The organism is Aerococcus agrisoli, from assembly GCF_003797145.1.
GTDB classification, from domain to species: Bacteria; Bacillota; Bacilli; order Lactobacillales; family Aerococcaceae; genus Aerococcus; species Aerococcus agrisoli.
In genome coordinates this window covers 17777-29204 of sequence record NZ_RKMG01000026.1, presented here as the reverse complement: position 1 = coordinate 29204, position 11428 = coordinate 17777, and the positions used below count along the sequence as shown (strand labels likewise).

The 11428-nt window shown below is 38.9% G+C and carries 23 protein-coding genes; all 23 read left to right on the top strand.

The window, feature by feature from the left end:
* The first annotated feature begins 42 nt into the window (after positions 1-42).
* Positions 43-471 carry an SseB family protein gene (locus EF384_RS07745; RefSeq protein WP_123780866.1) on the top strand — a complete coding sequence of 143 codons (429 nt, stop codon included), beginning with the start codon at positions 43-45 and terminating at the stop codon, positions 469-471.
* A gap of 371 nt (positions 472-842) precedes the next feature.
* Positions 843-1151, top strand: coding sequence for a 30S ribosomal protein S10 (rpsJ, locus tag EF384_RS07740; protein ID WP_123780864.1), 309 nt, complete (start codon positions 843-845; stop codon positions 1149-1151).
* A gap of 71 nt (positions 1152-1222) precedes the next feature.
* Positions 1223-1858: a 50S ribosomal protein L3 gene (gene rplC, locus EF384_RS07735; protein WP_094517787.1), complete on the top strand. Its 636-nt coding sequence runs from the start codon at positions 1223-1225 to the stop codon at positions 1856-1858.
* 23 nt (positions 1859-1881) lie between these two features.
* Positions 1882-2505, top strand: a complete 624-nt coding sequence (gene rplD / locus EF384_RS07730; protein WP_123780862.1) for a 50S ribosomal protein L4 — start codon at positions 1882-1884, stop codon at positions 2503-2505.
* Positions 2505-2795, top strand: a complete 291-nt coding sequence (gene rplW, locus EF384_RS07725) for a 50S ribosomal protein L23 (protein ID WP_123780860.1) — start codon at positions 2505-2507, stop codon at positions 2793-2795. The genes rplD and rplW overlap by 1 nt, the downstream gene beginning before the upstream one ends.
* Positions 2796-2819: 24 nt before the next feature.
* Positions 2820-3653: a 50S ribosomal protein L2 gene (rplB, locus tag EF384_RS07720; RefSeq protein WP_123780858.1), complete on the top strand. Its 834-nt coding sequence runs from the start codon at positions 2820-2822 to the stop codon at positions 3651-3653.
* A gap of 37 nt (positions 3654-3690) precedes the next feature.
* Positions 3691-3969, top strand: a complete 279-nt coding sequence (gene rpsS / locus EF384_RS07715) for a 30S ribosomal protein S19 (protein ID WP_094517791.1) — start codon at positions 3691-3693, stop codon at positions 3967-3969.
* Positions 3970-3990: 21 nt separating this feature from the next.
* Entirely contained in the window at positions 3991-4347 is a 357-nt protein-coding gene (rplV, locus tag EF384_RS07710; protein ID WP_094517792.1) for a 50S ribosomal protein L22, read from the top strand.
* A gap of 3 nt (positions 4348-4350) precedes the next feature.
* The gene (rpsC, locus tag EF384_RS07705) at positions 4351-5001 is read left to right on the top strand and encodes a 30S ribosomal protein S3 (RefSeq protein WP_123780856.1); all 651 of its coding nucleotides are present in this window, start codon (positions 4351-4353) and stop codon (positions 4999-5001) included.
* Positions 5002-5004: 3 nt separating this feature from the next.
* Positions 5005-5433, top strand: coding sequence for a 50S ribosomal protein L16 (gene rplP, locus EF384_RS07700; protein WP_123780854.1), 429 nt, complete (start codon positions 5005-5007; stop codon positions 5431-5433).
* A complete protein-coding gene (rpmC, locus tag EF384_RS07695; protein ID WP_004262569.1) occupies positions 5426-5617 on the top strand; it encodes a 50S ribosomal protein L29 in 192 nt (63 codons plus the stop codon). The genes rplP and rpmC overlap by 8 nt, the downstream gene beginning before the upstream one ends.
* Positions 5618-5646: 29 nt before the next feature.
* On the top strand, positions 5647-5910 hold the full coding sequence (gene rpsQ / locus EF384_RS07690; protein ID WP_123780852.1) for a 30S ribosomal protein S17: 264 nt from the start codon (positions 5647-5649) through the stop codon (positions 5908-5910).
* Positions 5911-5934: 24 nt separating this feature from the next.
* Positions 5935-6303 carry a 50S ribosomal protein L14 gene (gene rplN, locus EF384_RS07685; protein ID WP_123780850.1) on the top strand — a complete coding sequence of 123 codons (369 nt, stop codon included), beginning with the start codon at positions 5935-5937 and terminating at the stop codon, positions 6301-6303.
* 32 nt (positions 6304-6335) lie between these two features.
* Complete coding sequence (gene rplX / locus EF384_RS07680; RefSeq protein WP_123780848.1) at positions 6336-6674, top strand: 50S ribosomal protein L24; 339 nt, start codon at positions 6336-6338, stop codon at positions 6672-6674.
* Positions 6674-7216, top strand: a complete 543-nt coding sequence (gene rplE / locus EF384_RS07675; protein WP_123780846.1) for a 50S ribosomal protein L5 — start codon at positions 6674-6676, stop codon at positions 7214-7216. Before rplX ends, rplE begins: the two co-directional genes overlap by 1 nt.
* 23 nt (positions 7217-7239) lie before the next feature.
* On the top strand, positions 7240-7425 hold the full coding sequence (locus EF384_RS07670) for a type Z 30S ribosomal protein S14 (protein ID WP_094517798.1): 186 nt from the start codon (positions 7240-7242) through the stop codon (positions 7423-7425).
* Between the two features lie 35 nt (positions 7426-7460).
* Entirely contained in the window at positions 7461-7859 is a 399-nt protein-coding gene (gene rpsH / locus EF384_RS07665; protein WP_094517799.1) for a 30S ribosomal protein S8, read from the top strand.
* 48 nt (positions 7860-7907) lie between these two features.
* Positions 7908-8444 carry a 50S ribosomal protein L6 gene (rplF, locus tag EF384_RS07660; protein ID WP_123780844.1) on the top strand — a complete coding sequence of 179 codons (537 nt, stop codon included), beginning with the start codon at positions 7908-7910 and terminating at the stop codon, positions 8442-8444.
* A gap of 92 nt (positions 8445-8536) precedes the next feature.
* Positions 8537-8902 carry a 50S ribosomal protein L18 gene (gene rplR / locus EF384_RS07655; protein ID WP_094517801.1) on the top strand — a complete coding sequence of 122 codons (366 nt, stop codon included), beginning with the start codon at positions 8537-8539 and terminating at the stop codon, positions 8900-8902.
* Between the two features lie 21 nt (positions 8903-8923).
* Complete coding sequence (gene rpsE, locus EF384_RS07650) at positions 8924-9436, top strand: 30S ribosomal protein S5 (RefSeq protein ID WP_123780840.1); 513 nt, start codon at positions 8924-8926, stop codon at positions 9434-9436.
* A 13-nt stretch (positions 9437-9449) separates the two neighbouring features.
* Positions 9450-9629, top strand: coding sequence for a 50S ribosomal protein L30 (gene rpmD, locus EF384_RS07645; protein ID WP_094517803.1), 180 nt, complete (start codon positions 9450-9452; stop codon positions 9627-9629).
* Positions 9630-9654: 25 nt separating this feature from the next.
* On the top strand, positions 9655-10095 hold the full coding sequence (rplO, locus tag EF384_RS07640) for a 50S ribosomal protein L15 (RefSeq protein WP_094517804.1): 441 nt from the start codon (positions 9655-9657) through the stop codon (positions 10093-10095).
* Positions 10095-11402, top strand: coding sequence for a preprotein translocase subunit SecY (secY, locus tag EF384_RS07635; RefSeq protein ID WP_123780838.1), 1308 nt, complete (start codon positions 10095-10097; stop codon positions 11400-11402). The genes rplO and secY overlap by 1 nt, the downstream gene beginning before the upstream one ends.
* Positions 11403-11428: the final 26 nt, after the last annotated feature.

Sequence of the window (11428 nt, the reverse complement as noted above, 5' to 3'; positions counted from 1 at the left end):
ATAGAGGTATGAATTATTCAGGTAGAAGAAAGTAGGTGAATCATGAAAAAAGAAATGACAGCAGCGGACTTAGTAAGCTTATTAACACACTATAAGGCTGACCGTAATCCATTAACAACCTTAGCACTAATGACGGGTATGCCCAAAGCGAGTTTATATCTTATAGAAGAGGATCGTAGTGGCACACCAGATCAAGCTTCTACGAAAGACAGTCAGTACTGGCGAACTTATCAGACGAAGGATGGTAAGCAATACTTACAAAGCTTCACGACATTAGAAAAAGCAAATGCACAAGTAAAAGAAGGACAAGCTGCAAGTGTACAAAGCTTGAACTTTAATCAGATTGCCTTGATGGTCATGAACGATGCAAATGCGATAGAAGGCTATGTAATAGACCCGCAAGACATCAATGCAAAATTTAATAGAAATATCATTGAAAAAATATGGCGTTATGCCATGAATCATGTATAATAGACCTAGTTGTTAAAGATACACTAGGACGCGTTGCCGAGATTGAGGGCAGCGCACAAAAAATTACAGTAAATGAAACACTAGGACGCGTTGGCATAGAAGAGTAAAAAATAGGCTATTTTGGAGAAATCGCGAAAAATCGCCATTTATTTTGAAAAAACTCAAGAAAAAGCTTGCACTGCCTAGTGAAATTTTGTATACTGATTAGGTGCCGTTTTATAGGACACCAACGTATCAACCGTCAAAACGTTGATACAACAACAAGCAGTGATGTATGAGGTTGCGACACACCCGGGAGCATTGCCATAAGGGTGGCCGGTAATTCATACGGAGCAAGTCAAATTTAAAATATGACGAGGAGGAAAAAAATCATGGCAAAACAAAAAATTCGTATCCGTTTAAAAGCTTACGAACACCGTGCTTTAGATCAATCAGCAGCTAAAATTGTTGAAACTGCACAACGTACGGGAGCAGAAGTTTCAGGGCCAGTTCCATTGCCAACTGAACGTTCTCTATTCACAGTAATCCGTGCAACACACAAATACAAGGATTCACGTGAACAATTCGAAATGCGTACGCACAAACGTTTAATCGATATCGTTAACCCAACACCTAAAACTGTTGATGCGTTAATGAAATTAGATTTACCATCAGGCGTAGACATCGAAATCAAATTATAATTCCAGAATCATCGCAATCAATTGGTTAACCCAATATTAATAAAAAATAAAAATTATACGGAGGTGTACTCATGACTAAAGGAATCTTAGGAAAAAAAGTAGGTATGACTCAATTCTTCACAGAGTCTGGTGAATTAGTACCAGTAACAGTTATCGAAGCACAACCAAACGTTGTTTTACAAGCTAAAACAATCGAGACAGATGGCTATGAAGCTATTCAAGTTGGTTTTGAAGACAAACGTGAAGTGTTAGCAAACAAACCTCACAAAGGTCATGTAGCAAAAGCAGAAACTACTCCTAAGCGCTTCATTAAAGAATTCAAAGATGTTGAGCTAGGAGAATACGAAGTTGGATCAGAAATCAAGGTTGATATCTTCCAAGCAGGAGACATCGTTGATGTTACGGGTACTTCAAAAGGTAAAGGATTCCAAGGTGCTATCAAGCGTCATGGTCAATCACGTGGTCCTATGTCTCACGGTTCTCATTATCACCGTGCGCCAGGTTCTATGGGTATGGCATCTGATGCTTCAAAAGTATTCAAAGGTAAAAACTTACCAGGTCAAATGGGTGGTCAACAAATCACTATCCAAAACCTAGAAATCGTTAAAGTAGATGCAGAGCGCAACGTCATCTTAATTAAAGGTAACGTTCCAGGTTCTAAAAAATCTATGGTAACAATCAAATCTGCAGTTAAATCTGCTGAATAATACCAGGAAGGAGGAACAATTTCATGGCAAACATTACATTATTTAAACAAGATGGTTCACAAGCTGGCGAAATCACTTTAAACGATGATATCTTCGCAATCGAACCAAATGAAAATGCAATTTACGATGTTGTAATTATGCAACAAGCTTCTTTACGTCAAGGTACTCACTCAGTGAAAGGCCGTTCAGAAGTTCGCGGTGGTGGTCGTAAACCATGGCGTCAAAAAGGTACAGGACGTGCTCGTCAAGGTTCAATCCGTTCTCCACAATGGGTTGGTGGTGGTCGTGCATTCGGTCCAACACCTCGTTCTTATGCTTACAAATTACCTCGTAAAGTTCGTCGTTTAGCTTTACGTTCAGCATTATCTAACAAGGTTGCTGAAAACAACTTCATCGTTGTTGACGAATTAGCATTCGAAACACCAAAAACACAATTATTCCAAGAAGTGTTGAATAACTTACAAGTTGAAAATAAAGTTTTAGTTGTTATTAACAAAGACAACGACAACGCACAATTATCAGCTCGTAACTTACCAAACGTAAAAGTGGTTGATGAAAACAACGTTAACGTATTTGATTTAGTTAATGCTGAAAAAGTAGTCATCACTAAAGCAGCACTTTCTACTGTAGAGGAGGTACTAGCATAATGTTGGCACACGACGTAATTATTCGCCCAATCATCACTGAAGAATCAATGAAGATCATGGAAGATAACAAATACACTTTTGAAGTTGCTACTAAAGCAAACAAAACTCAAGTGAAACAAGCAATCGAAGAACTTTTCAACGTAGACGTTAAAAACGTAAACATCTTGAATGTTCGTGGTAAATTAAAACGTATGGGTAAATTTGCTGGCTATACTCGTAAACGCCGTAAAGCAATCGTAACCATCTCTGAAGAACAATCAATCGAAATCTTCGGAAACGAAGCAGAATAATAAATAAGATAGGAGGAAATTCGCGTGGCGATTAAAATCTATAAAGCAACGTCTAACGGACGTCGTAACATGTCAGGTTCTGATTTCTCAGAAATCACTAAAACTACTCCTGAAAAAACTTTACTAGAATCTCAAAGCAAACGTGCTGGTCGTAACAACAACGGTCGTATCACTGTTCGTCATCAAGGTGGTGGACACAAACAAGCTTACCGTATCATCGACTTCAAACGTAACAAAGATAACGTCGAAGGTGTCGTTAAAGCAATTGAATACGATCCAAACCGTTCAGCTAACATTGCATTAATTCACTACACAGACGGTGTTAAAGCTTACATCCTTGCTCCTAAAGGCTTGACTGTAGGTACTCGCATTTCATCTGGTGAAGGCGCAGATATTAAAGTTGGTAACGCAAAACAATTAAAAGATATCCCAGTGGGTACTTTAATTCACAACATTGAAACTAAACCTGGTAAAGGTGGACAATTAGTTCGTTCAGCTGGTGCCAGCGCACAAGTTTTAGGTAAAGAAGATAAATACGTATTAGTACGTTTAACTTCTGGTGAAGTTCGTATGATCTTGGGTACTTGCCGTGCAACAATCGGTGTTGTAGGTAACGAACAACACAGCTTGATCACAGTTGGTAAAGCTGGTCGTTCTCGTTGGGCTGGTAAACGCCCTACAGTTCGTGGTTCTGTAATGAACCCTAATGATCACCCTCACGGTGGTGGTGAAGGTAAAGCTCCAGTCGGACGTCCAAGTCCAATGACTCCTTGGGGTAAACCTGCACGTGGTGTTAAAACTCGTGATAAGAACGCACGTAGCAACAAGTTAATTGTTCGTCGTCGTAACAGTAAGTAATCACATTAAATAGGATAGCGAAAGGAGCCAAATAAATATGAGCCGTAGCTTGAAAAAAGGACCTTTTTGTGACGACCATTTAATGAAAAAAGTGGTTGCACAACAAGACGCACAAAAGAAACAAGTAATTAAAACTTGGTCTCGTCGTTCAACAATTTTCCCTAACTTTGTAGGGTTAACAATTGCTGTATACGATGGCCGCAAACATGTACCAGTTTATATCCAAGAAGATATGGTAGGTCACAAATTAGGTGAATTCGTACCAACTCGTACATACAAAGGACATGGCGCTGACGACAAGAAAACTCGTCGTTAATCTGAGAGGAGGAAATAAAAAATGGCAGAACAAATTACATCTGCAAAAGCAACTGCAAACACAGTTCGCGTTTCTGCTCGTAAAGCCCGTTTAGTTGTTGATTTAATCCGCAACAAAACTGTCGGTGAAGCTATTGCAATTTTGAAAAACACTCCTCGTGCAGCATCTCCTGCTGTAGAGAAAGTGTTAATGTCAGCAATTGCTAACGCAGAACACAACTATGGCTTAGAGCCAGCAAACTTAGTAGTAAGCGAAGCATTCGTTAACGAAGGACCAACAATGAAACGTTTCCGTCCACGTGCGAAGGGTTCAGCTTCTCCAATTAACAAACGTACAAGCCACATTACAGTGGTAGTAAAAACAGCAGAGGAGGCATAATTAATGGGACAAAAGATTAATCCTATCGGTATGCGTATCGGTGTTATTAAAGACTGGGACGCTCGTTGGTATGCAGAAAAAGACTTTGCAAACACTTTACACGAAGACTTAAGAATTCGCGACTACATCAATGAAAAATTAGCAGATGCTTCTGTATCTAAAATTGAAATTGAACGTGCAGCGAACAAAGTTAACGTGAACATCCACACTGCTAAACCAGGTATGGTTATCGGTAAAGGTGGTTCAGAAGTTGACGCTTTACGTAAAGCTTTAAACCAACAAACAGGTAAAAAAGTTCATATCAACATCATCGAAATCAAGAAACCTGAATTAGATGCTAAATTAGTTGGTGAGTCAATCGCTCAACAATTAGAAAACCGTGTTGCTTTCCGTCGTGCGCAAAAACAAGCAATCCAACGTACAATGAAAGCTGGCGCTAAAGGTATCAAAGTTCAAATTTCTGGTCGTTTAAACGGTGCTGAAATGGCTCGTTCAGAAACTCAAGTAGAAGGAACTGTTCCATTGCATACATTGCGTGCGGACATCGACTACTCATGGGAAGAAGCCGACACTACTTATGGTAAAATCGGTATCAAAACATGGGTATGCCGTGGTGAAATCCTTCCAACAAAAAATATTCAAGGGGAGGCTTAAAACATGTTAGTACCTAAACGTGTAAAACACAGACGTGAATTCCGTGGTAAAATGCGTGGTGAAGCTAAAGGCGGAAAAGAAATTGCATACGGTGAATTTGGTTTGCAAGCAGTAGATTCAGCATGGATCACTAACCGTCAAATTGAAGCATCTCGTATCGCTATGACACGTTACATGAAACGTGGTGGGAAAGTATGGATTAAAATCTTCCCACATAAATCTTATACAGCTAAAGCAATCGGTGTTCGTATGGGTTCCGGTAAAGGGGCTCCAGAAGGTTGGGTATCTCCAGTAAAACGTGGTAAAATCATGTTCGAAATCGCTGGTGTACCTGAAGAAGTAGCAAGAGAAGCATTGCGTTTAGCGTCTCACAAATTACCTATTCGTACAAAAATCGTAAAACGTGAAATTGGTGGTGAATCTAATGACTAAATTTACAGATATTAAGGATCTTTCCACTGCTGAACTTACTGCTAAAGAACAAGAATATCGTCAAGAATTATTCAACTTACGATTCCAATTGGCGACTGGTCAATTAGAAAACACAGCTCGTATTAAAGCTGTTCGTAAAGATATCGCTCGTGTTAAAACAGCGTTACGTAATCAAGAAGCGTAAGAAATTTCAGTAAAGGAGGAAACCTGTTCATGGAAGAACGTAATAACCGCAAAGTGTTACAAGGCCGTGTTGTTTCTGACAAAATGGAGAAAACAATCACTGTTCAAGTAGATACTTTTAAATTCCATCCAACGTATGGCAAACGTATCAAATACTCTAAAAAATACAAAGCACATGATGAAAACAATTCAGCAAAAATGGGTGACATCGTCCGCATCGCGGAAACTCGTCCATTGTCTAAAGACAAACGCTTCCGTCTTGTTGAAATTGTAGAAGAATCAGTAATTATCTAAAACAACTGGAAGGAGGTACATTAAATGATTCAATCAGAAACTCGTTTAAAAGTAGCAGATAACTCAGGCGCACGTGAAGTCCTAACTATTAAAGTATTAGGCGGATCTGGCCGTAAGACTGCAAACATTGGTGATGTTATCGTGGCAACTGTTAAAAATGCAACACCAGGTGGAGTTGTCAAAAAAGGTGATGTCGTTAAAGCAGTTATCGTTCGTACTAAGAGCGGCGTTCGTCGTGCAGATGGTTCATACATCAAATTCGACGAAAATGCTTGTGTAATTATTCGTGACGATAAATCTCCTCGTGGAACACGTATCTTTGGTCCAGTTGCACGTGAATTACGTGACAACAACTATATGCGTATTATTTCATTAGCTCCAGAAGTAATCTAAAATCTGAAGAAAATAAGGAGGTGCCCGTTTAAATGAAAGTAAAAGCAAATGACACAGTAGTCGTTATTGCCGGTAAAGATAAAGGCAAACAAGGTCGTGTAAAACAAGCTTTGCCAAAAGTGGACAAAGTCGTTGTTGAAGGTGTTAACATCGTTAAAAAACATCAACGTCCAAATCAATTGAACCCTCAAGGCGGTATCATTGAAGTTGAAGCACCGATTCATGTATCTAACGTACAACTAGTAGACCCTAAAACAGGTGAAGCTACTCGTGTAGCTATCGAAGTTAAAGACGGCAAACGCGTTCGCGTTGCTAAAAAATCAGGCGAAGTTATCGCCGAAGCAGTATCAGGAGAGGAGGACGCTGAATAATGACTAATCGTTTACAAGAAAAATACAAAAATGAAATAGTTCCTTCATTGATTGAAAAATTTAACTATAGCTCAATCATGCAAGCACCTAAATTAGATAAAATCGTTATCAACATGGGTGTTGGTGATGCAGTTTCTAACGATAAAAACTTAGAAAACGCTGTTGAAGAACTAACTCTTATTGCAGGTCAAAAACCAGTTATTACAACTGCTAAGAAATCAATCGCAGGTTTCCGTTTACGTGAAGGTATGCCAATCGGTACTAAAGTTACTTTACGTGGCGACCGTATGTATGACTTCTTAGACAAGTTAGTAACAGTTTCTTTACCTCGTGTACGTGACTTCCGTGGTATCAGCAACCGCTCATTCGATGGTCGTGGTAACTATACATTAGGTATCCGTGAACAATTGATCTTCCCAGAAATCGACTTTGATAAAGTATCTAAAGTTCGTGGTATGGACATCGTAATTGTTACGACTGCAGAATCAGATGAAGAATCATTAGAATTATTAACACAACTAGGAATGCCATTCCAAAAATAAGTCTTGAAGGAGGCGTGAGTAATTTGGCAAAAAAATCAATGATCGAAAAGAACAAACGACCAGCTAAATATTCTACACAAGAATATACTCGTTGTGAACGTTGTGGACGTCCACATTCAGTTTACCGCAAATTTAAATTGTGCCGTATTTGCCTTCGTGAACTTGCCTATAAAGGGGAAATTCCTGGAGTCAAAAAAGCTAGCTGGTAATTTCTGGTAAATTAGAAAAGGAGGGTGTACTCGTAATGGTCATGACAGATCCAATTGCGGACTTTTTAACTCGTATTCGTAACGCCAACATGGTGCGCCACGAATCATTTGAAAGTCCATCATCAAAAATCAAAGAAAATATTGCTAAAATCCTTAAAGAAGAAGGATATATCAAAGATTACGAAGTTATCGAAGATGACAAACAAAACGTTATCCGTGTATTCATGAAATACACAAGCGACAACCAACGTGTAATCACTAACTTAAAACGTATCTCTAAACCAGGTTTACGTGTATACGCTAAAAGCGACCAAATTCCTAAAGTATTAAATGGTTTAGGAACTGCATTAGTATCAACATCTGAAGGTGTTGTAACTGATAAAGTAGCTCGTGCTAAAAAAATTGGTGGCGAAGTTTTAGCTTACGTTTGGTAATACGAAATTACTAAAAAAAATAAAAATTGAGAGGCAGGTGCAGGCTAGATGAGTCGTATTGGTAATAAAATTATCGAGATCCCTAGTAACGTAACCGTAGAAAAAAATGGTTCAACTGTAACAGTTAAAGGCCCTAAAGGCGAATTAACTCGTGAGTTCAACCCAATTATTGATATCCAAATCGACGAGAAAGAAATTACTTTCACTCGTCCTAATGACCACAAAGATGTACGTTCTATTCACGGAACTACTCGTGCATTAGTAAACAACATGGTAGTTGGAGTTTCTGAAGGTTTTGAAAAGAAACTTGAAATGACTGGTGTTGGTTACCGTGCACAATTAGCTGGTAAAACATTAACATTAAACGTTGGTTACTCACATCCAGTAGTATTTGAAGTGCCAGAAGGAATCGAAATCGAAGTTCCAACTAACACTACAATCAACGTTAAAGGTATCAACAAAGAACACGTCGGCGAATTAGCAGCAAACATTCGTTCAGTACGCTTACCAGAACCTTACAAAGGTAAAGGTATTCACTACGTTGGCGAATTTATCCGTCGTAAAGAAGGTAAAACTGGTAAATAATTGTAATTTATTACAATTATTTCCTTTTACTTGTATCCAATTCATATATAAAATTAGATTGAGAAGATCAATCTTAGAAATTTAACAAAGAGGTGACTATTTTGATTAGCAAACCAGATAAAAATAAATTACGTCAAAAACGCCATGCGCGTGTTCGTCGCAACATTTCTGGAACAGCAGAGTGCCCACGCTTGAACGTATTCCGTTCTAATAAACACATCTACGCTCAATTAATTGATGACGTAGCGGGTGTTACTGTAGCGAGTGCCTCTACTAACGAAGAAACATTAACAGCCGATACAAAAACTGCAAGTGCAGCATTAGTTGGTAAAGCTATTGCTGAACGCGGTGTAGCAGCAGGCGTTAAAGAAGTAAAATTTGACCGTGGTGGATACCAATATCACGGCCGTGTACAAGCTTTAGCAGAAGCAGCTCGTGAAAACGGCTTAGAATTTTAGGAGAAGGAGGAAGCCAAGAACATGACACAAACATTTCAACAATTAAACATTAATGAAAATGACCTTGAAGAACGCGTTGTTGCCATCAACCGTGTAGCGAAAACTGTAAAAGGTGGACGTCGCATGCGTTTCGGTGCCGTTGTTGTTGTCGGTGATAGAAATGGCCATGTTGGTCTAGGTACTGGTAAAGCAGCCGAAGTTCCAGAAGCAATCCGTAAAGCGGTTGAAGATGGAAAGAAAAACTTAATTACTATACCTCGCGCAGGATCAACTGTTCCTCATGAAGTTATCGGTAAATTTAATGGTGGTCACGTATTACTAAAACCTGCTCAAGCCGGTTCTGGTATCGCTGCTGGTGGTCCTGTACGTGCCGTAGTTGAATTAGGTGGTATCGCAGATATTACATCTAAATCTCTAGGTTCAAGTACACCAATCAACATCGTTCGTGCTACATTAGCCGCTATTGAATCATTAAAAGACCCAGAAGACGTTGCGAAATTACGCGGCAAATCTGTGGAAGAATTATTAGGTTAAGGGGGAAATTCGAATGGCTGAAGTAAAAGTTACTTTAAAACGCAGTTTAATTGGACGTCCTCAAGACCAAATTAAAACAGCTCAAGCGTTAGGTTTAACTCGTGTTGGTAAAACAGTTGTTAAAACTCGCAATGAAGCAATTAACGGAATGATTTCTAAAATTGCTCATTTAGTAGTTGTTGAAGAAGCATAATTTAGAAGAGGAGGTGCCTAACAAGATGAAATTACATGAATTACAACCTTCAGAAGGATCTCGTCACACACGTCACCGTGTAGGTCGTGGTGCAAGTTCTGGTTGGGGTAAACTATCAAAACGTGGACAAAAAGGTCAAAAACAACGTTCAGGTGGTGGCGTACGTTTAGGTTTCGAAGGTGGACAAACTCCATTGTTCCGTCGTATTCCAAAACGTGGTTTTACAAACATCAACCGTAAAGAGTACGCAATCATCAACCTTGATGACTTAAACGTATTCCAAGATGGCGCTGAAGTTACACCTACTGACTTCGTTGAAGCAGGGTTAGTGAAAAATGAAAAATTTGGTATCAAAGTTTTAGGTAATGGTGAATTAGAACGCAAACTTACTGTTAAAGCAGCTAAATTCTCAGCATCAGCTAAAGAAGCTATTGAAGCCGCTGGGGGTTCAATCGAGGTGATCTAATGTTTCAGATACTGAAAAATGCATTTCAGGATAAGGATATTAGAAGCCGCTTAGCATTCACTGCAATCATGTTGATTGTATTTCGTATCGGGGCACATATTACAGTGCCCGGAGTGAATGCGGCAGGAATTGCTGGATTAGCACAATCTGGTTTGTTCAGCTTATTGAATACTTTAGGTGGGGGTGGGCTTTCGAGCTACTCCATCTTTTCATTAGGTGTATCACCGTATATTACCGCATCAATTATTATTCAACTTTTGCAAATGGAGATTATACCTTCATTTACAGAGTGGTCTAAACAGGGTGAAGTTGGTCGACGTAAGTTAAATCGATGGACGAGATACTTTGCAGTAGTGATTGGCTTTTTCCAAGCCTTAGCTATTTCAATTGGATTTAATTCATTGTCTGCCTTAGGGTTAATTGATAACCCAGGGATTTCGACTTACTTATTGATTGCCTTATTCATGACTGCTGGATCTATGTTTGTTGTTTGGATTGGTGAGCAAATTACTGAATATGGAATTGGTAATGGTACTTCTATCATTATCTTCGCTGGTATCCTAGCACAAATTCCTACAGAATTAATGACTTACTATCAAAGCAATATCGTAGGTGCAACAAGTAGTGAACTAAATCAACAAATGATTTATATAGGCATCTTTATTCTGGTCTTTGTACTATTAATCATGTTCGTCATTTTTATGAGTCAAGCAGAACGTCGAATTCCAGTTCGATATTCTAAACGAGCAAATTCAGCTTCGCAAAAATCACATTTACCATTGAAGATTAACTCTGCAGGTGTTATTCCGGTTATCTTTGCTTCATCATTAATCATGGTGCCGCAAACTGTACTTGGATTATTCGCTGCTGATTATAGTGATGCTTCTTGGTACCAAGTATTGTCGACAATCTTTAATTTAGATGAACCAGCCGGTATTGCGATTTACGCGGTAGTCATTATTCTGTTTACATTCTTCTATGCTCACATTCAGATTAACCCTGAACGTGCTGCAGAAAACTTGCAAAAAGCAGGTGGTTATATACCAAGTATACGACCAGGCTTAGCAACAAAAGAATACTTACAGAAAATGTTAAACCGTTTAAGTACAGTCGGTTCGCTTTTTCTAATGAGTGTCGCAGTTCTACCATTACTCGGAGCATATTTCTTTGATATGCCGAAGTCGATTGCCTTAGGTGGTACAAGCCTATTAATCGTTGTCGGAGTTGCATTAGACACTGCGAAACAAATTGAAGGTCGTACAATTAAACGTAATTATGTTGGTTTTATCCAAGATAAGAAAAATTAACCATATCACGTACTTGGAGGATAATA

Bases quoted from the DNA above. Each gene is read 5' to 3' on its own strand.
- EF384_RS07745 (WP_123780866.1), top strand. From the start codon at position 43: ATGAAAAAAGAAATGACAGCAGCGGACTTAGTAAGCTTATTAACACAC.
- rpsJ (WP_123780864.1), top strand. From the start codon at position 843: ATGGCAAAACAAAAAATTCGTATCCGTTTAAAAGCTTACGAACACCGT.
- rplC (WP_094517787.1), top strand. From the start codon at position 1,223: ATGACTAAAGGAATCTTAGGAAAAAAAGTAGGTATGACTCAATTCTTC.
- rplD (WP_123780862.1), top strand. From the start codon at position 1,882: ATGGCAAACATTACATTATTTAAACAAGATGGTTCACAAGCTGGCGAA.
- rplW (WP_123780860.1), top strand. From the start codon at position 2,505: ATGTTGGCACACGACGTAATTATTCGCCCAATCATCACTGAAGAATCA.
- rpsS (WP_094517791.1), top strand. From the start codon at position 3,691: ATGAGCCGTAGCTTGAAAAAAGGACCTTTTTGTGACGACCATTTAATG.
- rplV (WP_094517792.1), top strand. From the start codon at position 3,991: ATGGCAGAACAAATTACATCTGCAAAAGCAACTGCAAACACAGTTCGC.
- rpsC (WP_123780856.1), top strand. From the start codon at position 4,351: ATGGGACAAAAGATTAATCCTATCGGTATGCGTATCGGTGTTATTAAA.
- rplP (WP_123780854.1), top strand. From the start codon at position 5,005: ATGTTAGTACCTAAACGTGTAAAACACAGACGTGAATTCCGTGGTAAA.
- rpmC (WP_004262569.1), top strand. From the start codon at position 5,426: ATGACTAAATTTACAGATATTAAGGATCTTTCCACTGCTGAACTTACT.
- rpsQ (WP_123780852.1), top strand. From the start codon at position 5,647: ATGGAAGAACGTAATAACCGCAAAGTGTTACAAGGCCGTGTTGTTTCT.
- rplN (WP_123780850.1), top strand. From the start codon at position 5,935: ATGATTCAATCAGAAACTCGTTTAAAAGTAGCAGATAACTCAGGCGCA.
- rplX (WP_123780848.1), top strand. From the start codon at position 6,336: ATGAAAGTAAAAGCAAATGACACAGTAGTCGTTATTGCCGGTAAAGAT.
- rplE (WP_123780846.1), top strand. From the start codon at position 6,674: ATGACTAATCGTTTACAAGAAAAATACAAAAATGAAATAGTTCCTTCA.
- rpsH (WP_094517799.1), top strand. From the start codon at position 7,461: ATGGTCATGACAGATCCAATTGCGGACTTTTTAACTCGTATTCGTAAC.
- rplF (WP_123780844.1), top strand. From the start codon at position 7,908: ATGAGTCGTATTGGTAATAAAATTATCGAGATCCCTAGTAACGTAACC.
- rpsE (WP_123780840.1), top strand. From the start codon at position 8,924: ATGACACAAACATTTCAACAATTAAACATTAATGAAAATGACCTTGAA.
- rpmD (WP_094517803.1), top strand. From the start codon at position 9,450: ATGGCTGAAGTAAAAGTTACTTTAAAACGCAGTTTAATTGGACGTCCT.
- rplO (WP_094517804.1), top strand. From the start codon at position 9,655: ATGAAATTACATGAATTACAACCTTCAGAAGGATCTCGTCACACACGT.
- secY (WP_123780838.1), top strand. From the start codon at position 10,095: ATGTTTCAGATACTGAAAAATGCATTTCAGGATAAGGATATTAGAAGC.